Consider the following 20,898-nt stretch of genomic DNA (forward strand, 5'->3'; position numbering starts at 1 on the left):
GTGGTAACATGGCGAAAGTCTTTTATTTGGAAGTATTTCATCGATTGATGGTAAAGTGTTTATGGTAGAGAATAAAAGATTCTACTTGTTGATGTAGATTTTCATTAAAGAAAATAATCCATATAATATCTTTGTGAATAGGAAAATTTGACTGAATTATAATATTATATATTGGAAAATATATAATATTATAATTTTTATAAAATACAAAACGAACTATATGTGCTAGATTTAGTAAGATGTGTAACAAATTATCCTTTTCATTTTTACGTATCATATTTTAAGTCGTAGTTGGTTTTTTCCTACATTTTTTGTTTTCGTTGAGAAAAAAGAAAGCTTGAAGAAGAATAATGAAAGTATCTAAAAATCATTTATATTTGTGCGTTTTTACGATAGCTGTTTTTTCTTTTTTATTAACCGTAGATATTCAGGCGCGTTCTGGTTCATTTGTGTCATTTTCGTGTAATGAAAACAAACCGTATTATAGATGTAATGATGGCAAAAAGCATAAGATTGCTAATAAAGTGTATCAGTTCGTTGAGGTCTTTGAAGAAGGAAGTAAAAAAGATAATTTTTTTATGTTGCCTGCTACCATAGTAGCAGAAGAATCGGTAACAGTTATCCAAGTAACACATGTAAAAATTATAAGTAGTGCTTATGGTGTGTTTGCTTCAAATAATGGGATTATAGAAATAGATCGTAGATCTATTAAGACTGCTGAAGTGGGTGTTTATGCAGAAAAACAAGGAGCATCTGTTATTTTAACTGATGCAAAAATTAAGGTGGAAGATCAGGAATCTATCCAAGGAACTGCTCTTTTTAGTAGTGTTGATGCAAGCATTAAGATGATAGGATAGGTGGGGCGATCGATGTGAGAAATGCAGCAGCTCTTTATGTAGGGACTAGGGGAAGTGCAATTTTAGATGGTGTTACCATTACTTCTAAAAATCAAAAAGTAGTTAATGAGGAAGATGAAGTCTTCCATACAGCTTTAAATATAAATCAGCATGGTTCTATTCATTTAAAGAATAGCAGTGTTATGGCTACAGATATTCGTGGTTTGTGGACTGGGCTATATGTTAATGCACAGCCGAATGTTGACATGAAAGAGAATATTTCAGTTTCACGGGTTTATATTGATGATTTAATAGTTACGGTGACAGGTGCCCAGCACGGTATACACTTTGATATAGACAAAGGAGACAATGATTCTGAACAAGAGTTTGTTTTTTTTTAACCATTTTTAATGCTCCAGATGGTACAGCTATTTATAGTAGCAAGAGTAGCGGTTATATTGCAGCTTCAAAAGGGACTGAAATCTCTGGCAATTTGTTGTTAACGCTTGAAAAGGAGGATTCTGTAGGAATCTTAGCTGATTCCTCTGTGCTTAAAGGAGGCACTCGTGTTTTTGATGATTCTATCGCAGAACTTTATTTAAGTGGAGATTCAAAATGGATTTTGACAAAAAGGAAAGAAATAAATTGGCAAAATTCGGATCGCGTAATCTCGTCCATTGCATTTGTAAGATTTTCTGATAGTGCTATTGTTTTTGAAACTCCAATATTTACAAAATATCAGATACTTCGTATTGGAAATGGAGCCGAAGAAGTTTTCAGTGTGCAGGGTAATGCGCGTCTTTATTTTAACACCTATATCAATAATGGTGGTTCATTTGATAATCAAAAGACTGATCGGATTTTGATTTATGGTGATGTCTCTGGAAAATCTACAGTTCATGTGCAGTTCATTGCAGAAGATAAAGGAGGAGAAATTGGTAATGAAGATGTTCAAAGTATTTCAATTATTCAAGTGTATGGAAAAGCGGAGGAAGACTCTTTTCAATTAAGTAGTGCTTATATCACGTTGAAGGGTTTTCCTTATCAATACTATCTTCATGCGTATGGTCCCAAATTCTTCTTATGGGAATACAAGTACTGCTCAAAGATTGATTGAAGGCGAGGGGGATTTTTGGGATTATCGACTTGAAAGTAAATATATTGAACCTGCTGCGCTTTTTCCTATCGCGCCTTCTTTTGAGATCGCTCCTCATTCTGAGCTAAAAGTGAGGCTTGTTGTTCCACAAATTTCAACTTATCTGCTTTTGCCAAACGCTTTGTTTCATGCTGATTTGATGGATATTAGCAATCAAAATAGGCAGTTGGAAACTATGCGAACTGCTACTAGTAGATTTTTAAAAATTGATAAAAACCCTACTTTATTTGTGCATGGTTATAGTGCTAACCACCATTATACTTCAAATTTGTCCGCACTTGAATATGGCTTGGGCATCTTACTGAAGACAATTGAGAATCCATATAGTACAACATCTTTTGGGGTGATGGGAATTTATGGAAAACTTTCTTTGCAGCCTCAAAATGTTGAAGAAAGTCAAAAAAGTTCATTAGATAAATGGTCAGTCGTATAGTATATGGCAGCATGCAGCATGATGCGGGTCTTTATCTGGATGGTTTTTTATCCTATGGTCTATTTAAAGGTGATGTTTTTACTTTCGTAGAAGGAAAGACAGCTACATTAAAAGGTAATTCTCTAAGCGCTTCATTGTCTATTGGTAAAGAAAGCATTTATGATAGGGTATAAAGACTTTGTTTTGACCCACAGATTCAGATTATTTATCAACATCTCCAGTTTAATAAAGCACGTGATATTGGTGGCTTTGATATTGAGATGGGAAACCCTGATCAATGGGTAATGCGTGTTGGAGGGAATGTAACAAAGACATTTGTAGTATCTGAAAAGGATCGTGCCACCTCTTTTTATGGTAGCTTCATTTTACTCATAATTTTGAAAGAAAGCAATTTGTGCATTTTAAAGATGCTTTTCAGTTAGCTTCCTTTGGTTCTTCCTTAGAAGCGGGAGTGGGCGTCTATTCGCAATTGTCTCAAAAAAATTATGCTTCACAGTGATTTGGTTTATCGGCATAAGCTTACTAAGTCTGGTTTTTCTGGAGTTCATTTTTCTGCTGGGTTGCGTTATCGCTTTTAAAAGCTCTTTGATAAACTGCAGGTTCAGAGGATTTTTAATTATTTTTTGTAGAAAAATTATTTTTCAATAAAAATCTTTTAGAGACTGAGAAGTGGAGTCTTATATTTATTTTTCAAAATTTAATTTACTAAGTTCTCGGATGGAATTGCTTCTAGATACGAGGTGATGGGTTCGAGAGTGTGTGTATTGGCGTGTTTAGCATAAATGGTAAAGGGAAAATTAGCTCTTTATTTTTGATTTTTCAGCGATTGTTACCCTGAAAAAACTGAATTTCTACAAGGTTTAAAATCGTAATAAGAGTTATATAAAAATATCAAAAAACATTTCTTTTTAGTGATAATCTGAATCCTCAAAAGTGTCCTGATAGGAATTTTTTAAAGATTTTTAAGGTAAAGAAAAAAATTATATAAGCGTCAAAAAAATTTAAAAAATTGTCAATGAAAAAAATCGTGAATGCAGATTTATACCCACTTCCATCCTTTATTCTGTTCCTCTTTCTTGGATAGGATGAGATTTTCTTTAGGAAAAAAACAGATTCCAACAGCAGACAATCATCAATGATTGTTCTGGCAATGTGGTGAATTTTTTTCGGGTGCCGCAGCGTCATTATCAGTTATTTATGGATATGGTGAAGTTTCAGATTAGCAGCAGTCAGGAGTTTCAATGTCTCTCTCAGCCAAGACCCAAATAATTTAACCAACTTGGAGCACGCTGTTCGGTTTTTATATCTGCAACGATTGAGTTTTAGTGGTAAGGTGGTTAGCCGCACTTTTGGTGTTTCAACTGATCGTAGAGCACGATTTAATTATTTTAAAATCGAAGCGTTATTAGAGCTTATTGGAGTGTTGAGGGTTATTACAGAAAGGATTTGTTTAAGCGGGAAGATTATCAGATGATGGCAACGATTCTTGTACAATTAAAAGGGAAGTTCCTTTTCTCTTTAAATGACGTGCCAAAGATTCGAAAAACCTTCAGTCAATTTCATATAAAAGAAGTGGCTACATCTTATACTTTTGTCTTTTCAAATAATACTGCAGCTAAAGAACTGATTATCACGTTTAATAGAAGAAAAAAATACCCTCCGAGGAGGCTTTAAAGCCCCTTTTTTAAAGACCTCTTAAAAACCTTTTTAAAAAATAAATCGATACAAAAATCTAATAGCTACAATAAAAAATTTGATACAAAAAACGCCATGATAAAGGCAGGTTCGAAAACCTTATTCTCTCACCTTTATTTACGTATTCTTCACTTTAAAAAAATACATTAAATCAATAAGTTATACATAATAAAAAAGGTCTGGTGCCCCCAGAGAGACTCGAACTCCCGACCCCCTGATTACAAATCAGGTGCTCTACCAACTGAGCTATAAGGGCGTAACCACACATGGGAAGTAACACAAACTCACAAAAAGGAAAATAGAAAATTATCGATTTTATACATATTTTAAAAAACTTTGTTACAAATTATAAAATAATAAGCTTTTTTATTATCTTGTACTGTCAATATTACTCCCATACCTCTATTTAATAGAGGCAGTGATGAAATTCCACTACTTTATAGTTTTAAATTACGAATCTGAAGAATCTGATTGATTAGAAAGATACTTCTCTAGCCAGTGAATATTATAATTACCATCTGTGATATCTTGATTATTAATAAGATCACGAAATAAAGGTAATGTGGTTTTTATTCCATCAACTACAAATTCGTCTAAAGCACGCCGTAAACGCATCATACACTCTAAGCGTGTACGCCCATGGACAATTAGTTTTCCAATTAGGCTATCATAATAAGGCGGAATACGGTAACCAGAATAAGCGCCTGAATCTACACGAATTCCTAAACCTCCAGGTGTATGAAAATGTGTAATAGTTCCTGGGGATGGCGTAAAGTTAACGGGATCTTCTGCATTGATACGGCATTCAATAGCATGACCAGAAAAGCAGATATCTTCTTGTTTGACTGAAAGCCCTTGACCAGATGCAATATGAATTTGTTCGTGAACTAAATCTATGCCTGTAATTTCCTCTGTTATAGGATGCTCGACTTGTAAGCGAGTATTCATCTCAATGAAGTAAAATTCGCCATTTTCATAAAGAAACTCGATAGTACCTGCGCCACGATATCCAAGTTTAGCGCAGGCATTTGCAACAATATCACCAATTTTTTTCCGTTCAGTTTCATTCAGTGCAGGTGACCTAGCTTCTTCCCATACTTTTTGATGACGTCGCTGAATCGAACAATCGCGTTCTCCTAAATGAAGAGCATTTCCTGCTCCATCACCTATGACTTGAATTTCAATATGGCGTGGTTTTTTTAGATATTTTTCAATGTAAACTGCATCATTACCAAAAACAGATCCAGCTTCTGAGCGAGCTACTTTAAGAGCCATAGCAAATTCCTGTTCAGAATGGGCAACTTTCATACCACGTCCACCACCACCGGCAGAAGCTTTAATAATAACGGGATAACCAATTTCATTAGCAGTACGTAATGCATCTGCTTCTTCTGTGACAGCTCCATCTGAACCTGGTACTACAGGAATTCCAAGTTTTTTAGCAGTTTTCTTTGCTTCAATTTTATCACCCATCATTCGAATATGTGCAGCTGTTGGGCCAATAAATATAATGTCATGAGCTTCTAACACATCTGCAAATTTTGCATTCTCAGAAAGAAAGCCATAGCCTGGATGAACAGCATCAGCTCCCGTAATCTCGCATGCAGCAATAATTTGATGAACACTTAAATAAGAATCTCGAGCTGGGGGAGGACCAATACAAACACTTTCATCAGCAAGGCGGACATGCATCGCATCAGCATCAGCAATTGAATGAACAGCTACAGTCTTTATTCCAAGTTCTTTGCAGGCTCGCAAAACACGAAGAGCAATCTCTCCTCGATTAGCAATGAGGATTTTTCGAATCATAATAAGTTCTCGCTTTATTCAATAACAACAAGTGGTTCACCAAATTCAACAGGTTGCCCATCTTGAACTAGAATAGCAGTTACCTTGCCTGAATGTGGTGAGGGAATTTGATTCATCATTTTCATTGCTTCAACGATAAGTAATGTTTCTCCTTCAGAAACATTTTTTCCTACTTCTATAAAGTTTTGTGCGCCTGGTGAAGGTGCAAGATACACCGTACCAACCATTGGAGATGTTATCGCATTCTTTGATTTATCTTCCTGTGCAAGAGGTTCAGTTGTTGGAGTTGAAGGGGGGGATGATACGGCAACAGTAGGAGTGGAAACAGGGGCATAAATTGTTTGTTCAGGAGCGACGGAGCTGTTTTGACGTGATACACAAATACGAAGTCCACCCTGTTCAAGTTCAATATTAGTTAAATTCGTATCATTCAAAATTTCAGCAAGATCGCGGATAATTTTCGTATTAATTGCGGTATGTTTTGTCGCATCCACTTTTTTTGTTGCCATTTTACTTTTAACTCCTTGATCAATGAAGACCATTATTGTTTAAATTTTATGATTGAATATCTTTAGATTACGGATGACTTTTTTGAGAATTTTTTAAGACCTGTACTTTTTTTGATATTTTTACTCATTGTATTTTGCAGCTTTAAGCTTATGTTTATCATGCAAAGTTGCATTTATAAGCTTGTTGATAAAAAAGAGAAAGCAAAAAAAGAATCATAAATTTTCCACTTTGCGGTATTTTCATAAAGTTGACAAGGTAAACGGGTTATTTATTGCATATTTTTTATTAATTCTTCTAGAATATTTTTGCTTACGGCTCCGATAAGCACTTTATCCCCAATGATATAAGAAGGGGTACCTGTGATATTTAATGCAGAAGCAATTTGAATATTTTCTTTAAAAGAGTTCAACAGAGTAGGATCTTTTATTGCATTGCGCAATTTTCTTTCATCTGCTCCTAATGAAATTGCTATTTTTATAGCTGTAGCTTCATTTGCACGACCTTGATTAGTTAAAAGTGCTTTATAAAATTGAGGATATTTCTCTGGAAGCTGTTTTCGAAAAGCATATGCAACAGTATGTGCAGCAGTAGAATCGCGTCCCAAAATTGGTAAATCTTTAACAATAACCCGTAAATTAGGGTATTCTTTTATTAAGCTTTCTATGTGGTGATAAGAGCTTTTACAGAATTTACAATTATAATCAAAAAAATCAACAAGCGCTATTTTACCATTTGGGTTTCCTAAAACAATATCATGAGGAGATTGAAAAATTTCTTTTTTCAATGAATTAATGACCGAAGATTGTTTTTGGGTTCTTTGTTCTTCTAGTTTTTCTAGTTTTTCCTGAAGGATAAACTGCATTTGAATCATAATTTCTGGATTAGTAAGTAAATAATCTTTTACAACTTTTTGAATATCATGATCGTTAATATATGGTACAATCTTTTCTTTCAGTTTAGACAAAAAAGCAGGATCTTCTAAAAGCTGTGTTTTTAGTTTTCCTAAATTCACATCATTTGATATTTTTTCGTTTAACTGTGCATGCGATAAAGAAGGTGAGTAGATTAAAGAAATACTCAGCATAATTGCTACTGAAAATTTTGCAATGAGTGTCGTTTTTGAATGTTGAGGCTGATAGGTCATCTGTGTGCCTTCATATTTTTATTTTCGATTATGATGCCAGTAAACTATATGAAAACTATTGCGGATATGCAACAAAGCATTTAACTGTAGCATAAATCTTGTAGGATGTAGAGAAAACATCAGTTTTTTCTTTATTATAAGAAGGTTTAGAAAACTTCATGTAACGCATGTTTTTTTACGATAATCGTGTTTTGTGCAATGGTTGAAAATTTTTCTCCTTTTTATCGAATATTATCTTAATTTATCGTCAAAAAGGCACGTTAATAATTTGATTGAAAGCACCAACATTAATTTTTGGCTGTTGTTTTATTGCATACAGTGAAACAAAATAAATCTAATATGAAAAGTGAGATTATGAAAACCACAACGCATTATGACTTGTTTATTATTGGTGGGGGAATAAACGGATGTGGATTAGCGAGAGACGCAGCTGGACGTGGGTTTAAAGTGGGATTGGCTGAAATGAATGATCTTGCATCAGGCACATCAAGTGCGTCCACAAAGCTCATTCATGGCGGTCTTCGTTATCTTGAACATTATGAATTCAAACTTGTTCGTGAAGCATTGAAAGAGCGAGAGGTCATTTGGCGTATGGCACCACATATTGTGCGTCCTTTACGTTTTATTCTTCCTTATCATAAAAAATTACGTCCTGCTTGGATATTGCGCTTTGGGCTTTTCATTTATGATTATCTTGGTGATTGGCATCAAAAACTGTGGCGTAGTAAAACAGTTAATTTGTCAAAAAATTTTTCCTCTACACTTAAAAAAGAATATCAGAGAGGTTTTGAATATTCTGATGCAAGAGTAGATGATGCGCGGTTGGTGATTGCTAACGCTCGTGATGCAGAAAAGTGGGGCGCTGATATAAAGGTACGGACGGAAGTTCTTTCCTTAAAAAGAGAAGAAAAAAAGTGGCTTGTAATTCTTCGAGACAAGTTACGTGGCAAAGAATATTGCGTCACGACTTCTTATGTCGTAAATATGACAGGGCCTTGGATTAATCATGTTTTAGAAAATGTATTAGACTATAAAGAAAATCCACCAGTACGACTGGTGAGAGGTTCTCATATTCTCGTTCCAAAGCTTTACGATCATGATCGTGCTTATATTTTTCAAAACAGTGATGGACGTATTATATTTTCTATCCCGTATCAAGAAGAGTTTACATTACTTGGAACAACAGATTGTGATTATCAGGGTGATCCTGCTAACGTTCATATTACGGATGCAGAGATTGATTATATCTGTGCAGCAGCGAGCGAATATTTTATACAGCCAGTATTGCGTGAAAGCATTAGTTGGACTTACTCTGGTGTTCGCCCACTCTATGATGATGGATCTTCAAAAGCACAAGAGCTTACACGTGATTATGTTTTAAAAGAAATGGGCACAGAAAGTATTCCACGAATTCTTAATCTTTATGGTGGAAAGATTACAACTTATCGAAAATTAGCTGAAGATGTGATGAAATTTGTTGAAAAAGCGCTTGGGACAAAGGGAGCGCCGTGGACAGCTCATTCAACACTTCCTGGGGGCGATTTTCCATATAATCGGTTAGATATAATCGAAAATAAGATCGCTTTTTTCATATCAGATTTAGATTCTTTTACATGTCGCAGACTTGCTCGCTCTTATGGTTCTGAGGCATTAATAATATTTGCAAATGGTAAAGCAGATAAAGGAAAAGATTTTGGGCATGGACTTTATGAAGTAGAAGTAAAATGGTTAATGGAAAAAGAATGGGCTAGGACATGTGAAGATGTATTATGGCGCCGTTCAAAACTTGGACTTTTGTTTAATAAAGAAGAGGTTGATGTTCTTTCCAATTATATGCAAAACAAAAGAGGGAGTGAACAAAATTTATGATGAATTCATCTTTAGAGAGTTTACGTTGTTTTATTATGACATCTATTTGCGGAATCTATTGAAAAGCGCTACAGGAAGATAAGGTGTAATGATATAAGTTATTTAACGATTTATTTTATGAATTATAAAAATAAGAATATATTTAAATACTGTATTAGAGAATAATAAATGACCTTATACTTGAAGAAAAGCTCTATTTAATAACTTATTATAATTACATTTATATTTAATGAAATTATTATATACATATAAATAAATTATTTTAATATATAATATATTTTTATTTTTTCTTTATTTAAATTTATAATAGTTTTTAGGTTTTTTAAAAATCAATTGAATATAAATTGTTTTTTACATCTATTAATCGAGAAAAAAGATAATCTTTTTATGAAGTCAAAAAAGTGAATATTTGTAATGTGTGAATGGGGAGCTATGAATAGAAACGTGAGAATAATATTTTTATGACATTTTATAGTTCTCCATCACCAGTAAAATTCGCAGTTGCGCCAATGTTGGATTGGACAGATCGGCATTGCAGGTTTTTTTATCGCCTTTTAACAAAAAAGGCACTGCTTTATACTGAAATGGTTGTAGCCGATGCTGTAATTCATGGTAATCGTGAACAACTATTGGCTTTGCACCATCAAGAACATCCAATTGCCTTGCAATTAGGGGGATCAGATCCGCAAAAATTGGCAGAGGCAGCGAGAATTGCAGAAAGTTTCGGTTATGACGAAATAAATCTCAATGTTGGTTGCCCATCACATCGTGTTCAGGCAGGTATATTTGGTGCTTGTTTGATGTTACATCCCAATGTTGTGGCAAATGCTGTAGAAGCGATGAAGAAAGCTGTTACTGTATCTGTAACTGTTAAATGTAGGATTGGTGTGGATGAGCAAAATGAAGAATTAACTTTAGACCTTTTTGCTGATCAAGTTTGGAATGCTGGGTGTGATGCACTTTGGGTACATGCACGTAAAGCATGGTTACAAGGGTTAAGCCCGAAAGAAAACCGAGATGTTCCTCCGCTTAATTATGAAAGAGTTTATAAATTAAAACGTAAATATCAAAATAATTTCATTGGGATAAATGGTGGAATTAAATCAATTGATGAAGTAAAAAAACATTTGACTTTGTGTGATGCAGCTATGGTTGGTCGACGGATTTATCATGATCCAGCTTTGCTAAAGCACGTTGATTCTGAAATATATGGTGAATTACAGAACGATCTTAGCGATTATGATCTTATTGAGCATATGTGTGATTACGCTGCCCAACATATCGCATTAGGTGGACGATTGTCTCATGTGACACGTCATATGATTGGTTTGTTTCATGGTCAAGATGGAGCACGTCGATGGCGGCAAGTATTATCAAATGATGCAACAAGAAGAGATGCGGGCGTGCATGTTTTAAAAGAAGCTTTTTCTGCTTTCATTTCACAATAATTTTATGAAATAATATGTATCAAAACTTAGCTTTTTTAAAGCTCTGTTTTTTGAAAAAGCTTTCTTAAAAGCAACTTTATTTTATAAACTATAGGAAGTTGTTATTATTTTCATTGAAAATATGTCAATGATATATACTAAATAATGTGCTTATCATTATTACTCAATACAAAAATAGATCGTGAAATGGATGATCTGTAAATCGGGGGAAAACAGTTATGTGGTTAAAAGATTGAATATACCAATAATTTTGTTAATAATATTTAATATGCTTAAATCTCTTTTTTAAAAAAACAACAAATTATTCATATCCTGTTTATATGACAAGATTCTAATGACGCATTATCAATTTTAAAAGGTATCTTTATATGACCATCAGTCCGTTTGATGATTTCCGTGCTTTACTTAAAAATTTACCTGTTGCTGATGAGTCTTCTATAATTTTGGCAAAAAAACGACAAGAAATTTTAACAAAGACGCAAGGATCGCTAGGAAAATTGGGAGATATTGCAGTTTGGTATGCAGGATGGAGAGGTGCAGAAAAGCCTATTATAATGCGGCCTTTAGTTGCAATTTTTTCTGGGACTCATGGTATCATAGATGAAAATATTACACCATTTCCGCAATCTATGACGCAAAAAATGGTACAAAATTTTGCTGCGGGAGGTGGTGCTATTAATCAAATTTGCATAGCTTATGATCTTGGACTGAAGATATTTGATTTGGCACTGGAATATCCAACAATGAATATTACCAAAGATGCAGCGATGGATGAGCGTACTGCAGCTGCTACAATGGCGTTTGGAATGGAATCCATTGCTGGTGGAACAGATCTTGTGTGTATAGGTGAAATGGGTATTGGGAACACGACGATAGCTTCAGCTTTATGTTTAGCATTGTTTGGTGGAGAAGTTGAGGAATGGGTAGAAAAAACCATAGAATCTGATGAAAAGTTTTATCAGCGTAAAATAGCAGCCGTTAAGACAGCTATTGCTTTACATAAGCATAATTTTGATGATCCTTTTGAAGTAATGCGTTGCCTAGGAGGGCGTGAAATTGCTGCTATGGTGGGTGCCATTTTAGCTGCAAGGATGGAAAAAATACCAGTTATTTTGGATGGTTTTGTAGCAACAGCAGCAGCAGCAGTACTTTATAAAATGCATCCAAGAATTCTTGATCATATAATTGTTGGGCATATTTCTTCAGAGTCAGCGCATCGCAAGATTTTAGAAAAAATTGGGAAAGAACCACTTTTAGATTTGGGAATGTGTTTTGGTGAAGGGATTGGTGCAGCTATGGCAGCTGGTGTTGTCAAAGCTGCAGTCTTAACGCACGCACAAATGACACTTTTCAAACAAGAAGATTTAAGTATTTAAGGGATTATAGCGTAATTATAAAGCTAAAAAAATTCTTTAAGAGTTTGATTTATTAATTTTTTGCAGTTTTACATAGTTAATGAGGGAAGCTATGTAGTTAATGTGTTCTATTATTACAAATTAAGATGTTACGAATATCAATTTTAGCAATTAATTTTTTGTACCAAAGATTATAAGTTACAATATTAGAAATGATAACGCACAATTGATAGTTAATATTTTTACTCATACGATAAATTCGATAGCTTTGAGTTTTCTACACAATTTTTAAAAAGCGCTTAAAGCATTTATGCTTGTATGTATTGGTATAAATAAAAACAAAAATAGTGATATGTGCATTTAAATTTAGGGGGGAAATAAACATGGTATCACAACGTTGAATAACACTCTGTCCTTTAAATTTTTGAATTTTCTTTCGATAAGATGTTATGAAAAGTTCAATTTTTTAATGATATCAATGATAAGAAATGTCACATTTTCTTGTAAAAGATATAAGATTTTCGATAAGAATAATCCATATTTTTCTTTTTTAATAGCCAGTTTATAAAAATTTACGTACTAAATTGCGGAGGTACACAATAAGTTCATCATGAAACCATGGATTTTTCTGTAACCAAAAAGTGTTTCGCCATGATGGGTGGGGTAAAGGCATAACATTATAGCCTCGAGGTTGACGTATGGAAAGAATATTTTTCCAATCACTGACGGTTGCTGAAACGGTTTTATGTTTGAGCTCTGTAATATGCCATTTTTGTGCATAACTTCCAATAGCTAAGACAAGCTTTATTTGTGGCATAGCTTGAAATACCTTTTCATGCCATATTTCTTGACATTCACGTCTTGGTGGTAAATCAGATTTATTTTGGTCATAGCCTGGAAAACAAAATCCCATAGGAACAATAGCAAATAGAGATTTGTTATAAAATTCATCTCTAGTTACGTTAAGCCAATTACGTAATCTTTCACCAGAACGATCGTTAAAAGGAATAGAACTTTCATGTACACGTAATCCTGGTGCTTGACCTGCGATTGCGATCGAAGCTGTATTGGATAAATAAACCACAGGTTTTGGCTCGTGTGGAAGAGGAGGAAGATAATGTGGACATTTGATACAAACACGACAGGAGTAAATTTGTTTTTCAAGTTTTATAATTTGACTACACTGTTGTTGCTTCATAGGTAAGCGGAAATTTAAAGAATGCGTTTTAGAGCAGAAAATACTTTCTTTATTCTGTCCAAGGATGCGTCTTTCGCCATTTTTTCGGTTGTTGAAAATTTGATTGCCATATTCCTCTTTTTTTCTGTCTGGCTTCTTGTTCTTCTTTAGGGTAACTATAATAACTTACAGCCCAACCATTGCGTACCATCGTTGCATTTATATTGCTGACTTGCTTTGTTTTACATGTCGCAAGAATGCGATGATATTTATCTTTTTTGTACCAATAACATGTGATAGGCTGATTTGCTATAAGTTGTTTTAAATATTTTTTTGCTTCAAGTCCACATGGATATCGTGATTCCTTTGTGCCACAAAATTGGCGAAGCTCTGGAGCATCAATCCCTATCAGTCGGATAATAACAGAAGAAATCGTGATTGAATCGCCATCAATAATAGACGCATTTCCTTTGATAAAGGCTTGGGAACTAAAATTGTCCTTTGGGGAGCATATTTGAGCACACTTGAGATAAATTGTCACAAAGACAATAAGTGTGATTGCCGCAAGAATGCTAAGACCGATAAGCTTTAATTTAAAGCTTTTTAGATAAAACTGAGAGCTTTTTTTTCTCATAAAATTAAAAAACTGCTATCATGATACGCTTGTTTTGGAAAACATTCACTTAACAGCTTTTGCGACAAGCTTTCATTATTTTGATAAAAATAAACGTACTACCCAATTATAACAAAAATATAGCGAAAAAATTTTGTGTGTTCAATTCATTTTGAATCTTGACTATATAATTAAAACAAGTCAAACCCACTACGGTGATGATACCCACGATCAAGGTGGCGATCAATAAATCTACTTCATTTAAGCATAATAGCGTTATAGTTATAAAAACCTAAATGCACTTTTGTTTTGTGGAGATCGCCAGATTGTTTCCACTTTTTATAAAAATATCCTCTAGAAACTAAATTCAGAGATCAATAAAATCTACCTCTTTTTTCGGTTACAGCAGTTTCCAGTTAAATGGTAAAGTCAATTACTTAATTTTCGTTTCTTTGAATTCAACATGCTTTTTCACAACTGGATCATATTTACGTTTGCTCATTTTATCTGTCATTGTGCGGCTATTTTTTTTTGTCACATAAAAAAAACCAGTATCTGCAGTTGATAAAAGCTTGATCTTAATGGTTGCTGCCTTAGCCATAATATAAGGATCCTATTTATACTGAAAACAATATCACTTTGCTCCCAAAATCTATTTTTGGTGCAATCAGATTTTGCAATACACTACGGATGTTCTAAAAAAAGTCAAGAGCTGATTAATTTTCTCATAAATTCGATCAAAACAAAATTAATATATAAGTAAAAAACAAATGAATACAGAAAAATTTAAATACTTTAAGAATATCTCATAGATTATCCGATAATGATTAATTTAATGCGCATATCGATACAATAAAAGAGGATAAAAACAGCATGAGTAGTAGCTGTATTCATGGAGATTGAGATATGTGCCTAAACTGTGCAAGCTTGACTACATAAAAATCAGCAAATTCGCCCGTGAAAAACAAAAGAAAAAACATCAAAATTTATAACTGTAAAATTCATAATTGTTTGATTATAGTGGTATCTTATAAAATTTTTAATATAGCGTAAAATAATGCAGCTTATAGGAAAATGGAGCTGATACTTTGTGCAATCACTTATAATGCTTAGTGTAGAAATTTAAGAGTAAAACATTATTAATAAGCACGGAGGATAGCCATAAAGAATATTACCTTATTTTCGCTATATCCAATGATCAATATTAAAGATGTTATAAGGAAAAATTTTTTTATTTTAAAAGTACTATAAAGAAGTACGATCATTGTTGATTAAGATAAAAAAATATAAAAAATAAATAGTATATGCTGACTTCCTTTAAATTTTTAGACTTAAATTTCTAAAATTTAAAAACGTGATATGGCAGAAAGTACAATAAGGATGGAGTCGATCGTAAAAGTACAGATTTTTGTATTTTCACTTTTGATTGTCAGCATTGGATGTGTTGCAAACTTTAATTCAATATCATAAATGGAATCAAAATCATACTTCTTAAGTGGTGTGTAATTGTTGATTTAAAGTGTTGAAAAGTAAATGTAATGGTCATGAGGAACTTCTAATATGAATTAAAAAGTGATCAAATCCGTATTGCTTAGAGAAAATAGGCGTCTAGGAAGCCGAAATATTTCAGAGTCACCTATATGCTTACACCTGAGCAATATTATTTTGGCAATAGTGTAAGCATAAGACAATCTAACCAAAAAGATGGATTATAATAATTGTGGCAATTTTTTGCAATTGTTTTGCAATAGTCGGTAGCGCTATTAAAAATAAATTTATTCATTATAGATTCTTTTAATTTATTTAATATCTAATTACTTTAAAGTTTATTTTAATAAAAATTAAAATACAAATATTAACAATAAAAAATAATTATAAATTTAAAGAATTTATACCTTATTATTTATATAATTTCATTAATTATTAACTGTATAATATAGTAAAAATTCTTTATTTTTATTATCATTTGTTTATTTTTACTTTATTTATTCTATAAAAATTATCGTTTTTTTGTTTTCAATTTTGTTTTATGGTGTGATGCAGATGAAAAAGCGATTGGACGAGGTTCTGTTAATATTTCAAAGCATAAAGCGCCAGCAAAAGGCTGCACTTTTATAAGTTTTACTTCTACTATATCACTTAGTTGATAACCTTTATGGCTACGCTTTCCTATAAGGATATATTTTGCTTCATCAAAATGATAATAATCATTTTTTAGTGTAGAAATATGTACAAAGCCATCTGTGTTTAATTTGTCTAGCGAGATAAAAAGACCTGCTTTTGTAACTCCAGAAATGCGACCTGTGAAAGTATGACCGATTTTATTTGTTAAATATTGCGCGACAAGCCGGTCAATAGTTTCTCTTTCAGCCATCATTGCACGACGCTCATATAAAGAAATTTGTGTGGCAATTTCTGTAAGATTTTTTTCTTGTGCGTCCACTAATTGGTCATTCCCTAGTTTTAAAGCTTTAATGAGTGCTCGATGAATAATTAGGTCAGCATAACGACGAATTGGTGATGTAAAGTGTGTATAATTATGCAAATTTAAACCAAAATGGCCAATATTTTTTGGATTATACTCAGCTTGAGATTGTGAGCGCAAAATAACTTGGTTGACCAATTCTTGTTGTTGAGTATTCGTGACTTTTGCTAAAATGCCATTAAGACGTGCTGATGTCAGTTCTGCTCCTCGAGAAAGTGATATCCCTAAACTATGGAGAAAATTTCGCAATATTTCTTGTTTTGCAAGAGAAGGTTTATCGTGAATTCGATAGATGAGGGGCTGATTATGTTCTTTTAATGTTTCAGAAGCTGCAATATTAGCTTGTATCATAAATTCTTCAATTAAGCGATGCGCCTCTAAGTGTGTTTCTATCACGACATCTTTAAGCGATCCATTTTGATTAAGAATAATCTTTTTTTCAGCTATTTCTAATTCTAGCGGCTGTCGACGATTACGTGCAGTTTTGAGAGTACCATAAGCCTTCCATAATGGCTGTAAAACGTTTTCGAGAAGAGGTAGCATTTTTTCATTTATATTTCCATCGACTGCTGATTGTACTTCTTGATAAGATAATTTGGCTACTACACGCATCATAATACGGTGAAAACTATGTTTTTGTTTATTCCCATTTGCATCAAAAACCATACGAACCGCTAATGCTGGTCTATCTTTTCCTTCGCGCAAAGAACATAAATTATTAGAAATGCGCTCTGGAAGCATTGGTACGACGTAATTAGGAAAATAAACAGAATTCCCCCGTTTTAATGCTTCTCTATCTAAAGCGCTTCCTGATTTAACATAGTGAGAAACATCTGCAATTGCGACGATGATAATCCAACCGTCACTATTTGCAGGGTCTTCATCATTTGTTGCATAAACTGCATCATCATGATCTTTTGCATCTGGTGGATCAATTGTAACAAGCGGTAAATGTCTCCAATCTTCACGATTATCTATGCTGGCAGGTTTTGCGTTTTTTACTTGCTCAAGAACATCTTCAGGAAAAATATAAGGAATTCCTCTCGAAAGAAGAGCAATCATTGAAAATGCTTTTTCACTATCAATGTGTCCTAAAACATTCTTTATTTTTGCACTTTTCAGTCCATAACCAGTACTGTTTTTAATTTCAACTTCAACAAGATCACCAGATTCCATCTTAATTTCTGAAGATGTATCAACGATCAGTTCGCTAATTTTGCGTTCTATAGGCTCAAGTCGCCATTGACCATTTTCTAATTTTCTTATTATGCCGAGTGCACTCTTTTGAGGTACGTCAATTTTACGAATAATTCGTCCTGTATAGGGGATGTTTTGAGAAACTTTGTTTTGAAAAACTTTTACAAGAACATGATCTCCAATACCAATGCTTGTTCCTTTTATCCGATGAGAAGGGAATATTTCAATATTTGGTTTTAGATCATTTTTCCATTCAAGAGGTTGTGCAATAAAACTTCCGTCTTCATCGCGTGCGCTAATTTTCGCTAAAGCAACCGGCGGCAATTTTTCCTTATTTATTGCCTTTTTATGGCGTTTTGGTATTAAATTATAATTTTTCAAATCACGCAATATATCCCTTAACCAGATGCGTGCATCACCTTTTAAGTTAAAAGCTTTAGCGATTTCACGTTTGCTTGATTGATCAGGATTATCCTTAATAAAAGTCAAAATCTCTTCTTTATCGGGCAGCTGCTCCATATTCAAAAATTGAAAATATTTTGTTTTTTTTTCGCCTGTAGCCAAAATTTATGTCTCTTTCGTTTTGGAAGGGGCTTTTGGGGAAGTTGTTTTTTTACCAGACGCTTTAGCCGATATAAGTTCTAATGCTTCTGAAAGTGTCACATTAATTGGATCTTTATCTTTTGACAATGTTACATTAATTTTACCCCAATTAACATATGGGCCATAACGTCCATTGCGCACGGTAACAGCCCCTCCATCTGGGTGATCTCCTAATGTAGCAAGTGCTGCAGTTGTGGTTTTGCTCCTCTTTGTTTTATTGTCTTGTTTTTCTGCAAGCACAGTAACAGCACGATTGATACCAATATCAAAAATTTCATCTGCGTGTAGAAGGGGAGCGTATTTTCCATCGTGGGAAAGGTAAGGGCCATATCGTCCAATTGTGGCTGTGATGATTTTGCCTGTTTCAGGATGAATTCCAATTTCACGAGGTAAAGATATTAAAGCCAAAGCTTTATCAAGAGTCATATTTTCTGCTTGCCATTCTTTTGGTAATCCTGCGCGTTTAGCCTCTTTGCCTTCACCAAGTTGAATATATGGTCCAAAGCGACCATTACGAAGAGAGATATCTTTTTCTGTTTTAGGGTCGACACCAAGCACAACAGGTTCATCATTGTGCATAGCTTCATTTTCTTTTCCTGTATCTGTGCCAAGTTGGCGTGTATATTTGCAACTGGGATAATTGGAACAACCAACAAATGCACCATACCGGCCTAATTTTAATGATAACTGTCCATTTGTACAAAGAGGACAAGAACGGACATCACTGCCATCTTCACGAATAGGAAATGCAAGAGGTGCTAATGTTACATTTAAAACATCAAGAACATTTGTTATACGTAATTCTTGTATATTGGTAATAGATGCATTAAACTCATCCCAGAAATCTTGTAGAACATCTTTCCAAGAAAGTTTTCCATCCGATATAAGATCCAATTTTTCTTCAAGATCTGCTGTAAAACCGTATTCTACATAACGATTAAAGAAATTTTCAAGAAAGGCTGTAACGATACGCCCTTTAGCATCAGGGGTAAGCTTTCGTTTATCAATCACAATATATCCACGATCACAAAGTGTGGCTAATGTGGATGCATAGGTTGAGGGGCGACCAATTCCTAGTTCTTCAAGCTTTTTAATTAATGAAGCTTCAGAATAACGGGGAGGTGGTTCTGTGGTATGTTGTACAGCTTCAACCTTTTCTTTTGTAAGTGTTTCGCCAGTATTTATTTGTGGCAGACGTGTTGATTCATTTTCTTCATTATTTTCTTCATCTCGTTGATCGGTGTAGACAGAAAGAAAACCATCAAAACGAATAACGGAGCCTGTTGCGCGTAAATTTGCGTGATTTTTTCCTTGCAGTGCTTCAATTTCGACAGTTGTACGTTCAATTTCAGCAGAACACATTTGACTAGCAATAGCTCGTTTCCATATCAATTCATAGAGCTTTGCTTGATCATTATCGAGAAAACTGCTTACTTGATTAGGGGTACGCTGAAAATCCGTGGGACGGATAGCTTCATGTGCTTCTTGTGCGTTTTTTGCTTTTGATGAATAAAAGCGTGGCTTTTCAGGAATATAACTATTACCAAAGGTTTCATGAATCACTTTTCGTGCTGAATCAATTGCTTCTGGTGCTATTTGCACACCATCGGTACGCATATAAGTAATAAGCCCTGCCATCTCACCGTCAATTTCAATGCCTTCATAAAGTTTTTGAGCAATTTGCATAGTGCGAGAAGCTGAAAAACCTAGTTTTGAAGAAGCAGCTTGTTGTAAAGTAGATGTCGTAAATGGAGGGAAAGGATTTCTTTTTGTGGGTTTTGCTTCAACATTTAATGTACGATACTCTGCTTCCTCCAACATAAAGCGAATCTGATTTGCTTGTTCTTGAGATTGAATATCAAGTTTTCCAATCTTTTTTTGATTAAACATTGTTAATTTTGCACGAAAACCGTCATCTCGAATAGTTTTTAAGCATGTTGTAATAGACCAATAATCTTCTTTAATAAAATGTTCTATTTCTGATTCACGATCACAAATAATACGCAAGGCAACCGATTGTACGCGACCAGCTGAGCGAGCACCAGGGAGTTTGCGCCATAAAACGGGTGAGAGTGTAAAGCCAACAAGATAATCGAGAGCGCGCCGTGCGAGGTAGGCATCTACGAGCGATATATCAATATCACGCGGATTATTCATAGCATCGAGCACAGATTTTTTAGTGATGGCATTAAATACAACCCGTTTAATGGGTTTATCATTTAAAACTTTTTTCTGATGAAGAACATCCAAAATATGCCATGAAATGGCTTCTCCTTCGCGATCAGGGTCTGTTGCTAAGATGAGGCTATCAGCTTCTTTGACTGCTTTTGCTATTTCATTTAAACGTTTAGCCGCGGCAGTATTGATATCCCATTTCATCGCAAAGTCTTGATCAGGTAAAACGGAACCATCTTTTGCAGACAAATCACGGACATGGCCAAATGATGCGACTACTTTATATTGAGATCCAAGATATTTATTAATTGTTTTTGCTTTAGCTGGAGATTCAACGATAACGATATTCATAATTTTACCCGAATGTTGAAATAAAAATTCTTTTTATAAACT

General features: G+C 34.0%; 11 protein-coding genes, 1 tRNA gene and 1 pseudogene. 4 read left to right on the forward strand and 9 right to left on the reverse strand.

All coding sequences use genetic code 11. From position 1 onward, the window contains the following. Nucleotides 1-350: 350 nt before the first annotated feature. Nucleotides 351-3,003 (forward strand): annotated as a pseudogene (locus ACMFKV_RS04840) (autotransporter outer membrane beta-barrel domain-containing protein). Nucleotides 3,004-4,300: 1,297 nt separating this feature from the next. Here the strand turns inward: ACMFKV_RS04840 and ACMFKV_RS04845 are convergent. From ACMFKV_RS04845 to ACMFKV_RS04860, 4 genes are all read right to left on the reverse strand, one after another. Further along, nucleotides 4,301-4,376 (reverse strand) — tRNA-Thr (locus ACMFKV_RS04845). A gap of 194 nt (nucleotides 4,377-4,570) precedes the next feature. Further along, nucleotides 4,571-5,929 (reverse strand): acetyl-CoA carboxylase biotin carboxylase subunit, encoded by a 1,359-nt coding sequence (gene accC, locus ACMFKV_RS04850; RefSeq protein ID WP_413154635.1) that lies wholly within the window; start codon nucleotides 5,927-5,929, stop codon nucleotides 4,571-4,573. 14 nt (nucleotides 5,930-5,943) lie between these two features. Beyond that, nucleotides 5,944-6,438, reverse strand: a complete 495-nt coding sequence (accB, locus tag ACMFKV_RS04855) for an acetyl-CoA carboxylase biotin carboxyl carrier protein (protein WP_336288370.1) — start codon at nucleotides 6,436-6,438, stop codon at nucleotides 5,944-5,946. A gap of 269 nt (nucleotides 6,439-6,707) precedes the next feature. Next, nucleotides 6,708-7,583 (reverse strand): DsbA family protein, encoded by an 876-nt coding sequence (locus ACMFKV_RS04860; RefSeq protein WP_413154636.1) that lies wholly within the window; start codon nucleotides 7,581-7,583, stop codon nucleotides 6,708-6,710. Between the two features lie 354 nt (nucleotides 7,584-7,937). Here ACMFKV_RS04860 and glpD point away from each other — a divergent pair, with 354 nt between their 5' ends. The 3 genes from glpD (at nucleotide 7,938) to cobT (ending at nucleotide 12,276) form a co-directional block, all read left to right on the forward strand. Then, nucleotides 7,938-9,452: a glycerol-3-phosphate dehydrogenase gene (glpD, locus tag ACMFKV_RS04865; protein ID WP_413154637.1), complete on the forward strand. Its 1,515-nt coding sequence runs from the start codon at nucleotides 7,938-7,940 to the stop codon at nucleotides 9,450-9,452. Between the two features lie 461 nt (nucleotides 9,453-9,913). Beyond that, nucleotides 9,914-10,900 (forward strand): tRNA dihydrouridine(20/20a) synthase DusA, encoded by a 987-nt coding sequence (gene dusA / locus ACMFKV_RS04870; RefSeq protein WP_336288373.1) that lies wholly within the window; start codon nucleotides 9,914-9,916, stop codon nucleotides 10,898-10,900. A 368-nt stretch (nucleotides 10,901-11,268) separates the two neighbouring features. After that, nucleotides 11,269-12,276 (forward strand): nicotinate-nucleotide--dimethylbenzimidazole phosphoribosyltransferase, encoded by a 1,008-nt coding sequence (gene cobT / locus ACMFKV_RS04875; RefSeq protein WP_413154638.1) that lies wholly within the window; start codon nucleotides 11,269-11,271, stop codon nucleotides 12,274-12,276. Nucleotides 12,277-12,817: 541 nt separating this feature from the next. Here cobT and ACMFKV_RS04880 read toward each other — a convergent pair. From ACMFKV_RS04880 to topA, 5 genes are all read right to left on the reverse strand, one after another. Further along, complete coding sequence (locus ACMFKV_RS04880) at nucleotides 12,818-13,453, reverse strand: uracil-DNA glycosylase family protein (RefSeq protein ID WP_336288375.1); 636 nt, start codon at nucleotides 13,451-13,453, stop codon at nucleotides 12,818-12,820. A 49-nt stretch (nucleotides 13,454-13,502) separates the two neighbouring features. Next, nucleotides 13,503-14,066, reverse strand: a complete 564-nt coding sequence (locus ACMFKV_RS04885) for a thermonuclease family protein (RefSeq protein WP_413154639.1) — start codon at nucleotides 14,064-14,066, stop codon at nucleotides 13,503-13,505. A gap of 412 nt (nucleotides 14,067-14,478) precedes the next feature. After that, entirely contained in the window at nucleotides 14,479-14,646 is a 168-nt protein-coding gene (gene rpmG, locus ACMFKV_RS04890) for a 50S ribosomal protein L33 (RefSeq protein WP_004864083.1), read from the reverse strand. A 1,398-nt stretch (nucleotides 14,647-16,044) separates the two neighbouring features. Next, nucleotides 16,045-18,291 carry a ribonuclease R gene (rnr, locus tag ACMFKV_RS04895; protein WP_336288377.1) on the reverse strand — a complete coding sequence of 749 codons (2,247 nt, stop codon included), beginning with the start codon at nucleotides 18,289-18,291 and terminating at the stop codon, nucleotides 16,045-16,047. A gap of 3 nt (nucleotides 18,292-18,294) precedes the next feature. Continuing rightward, the gene (gene topA, locus ACMFKV_RS04900) at nucleotides 18,295-20,856 is read right to left on the reverse strand and encodes a type I DNA topoisomerase (RefSeq protein WP_413154640.1); all 2,562 of its coding nucleotides are present in this window, start codon (nucleotides 20,854-20,856) and stop codon (nucleotides 18,295-18,297) included. Nucleotides 20,857-20,898: the final 42 nt, after the last annotated feature.

It is taken from the genome of Bartonella propinqua (assembly GCF_047263965.1).
GTDB lineage: Bacteria > Pseudomonadota > Alphaproteobacteria > Rhizobiales > Rhizobiaceae > Bartonella.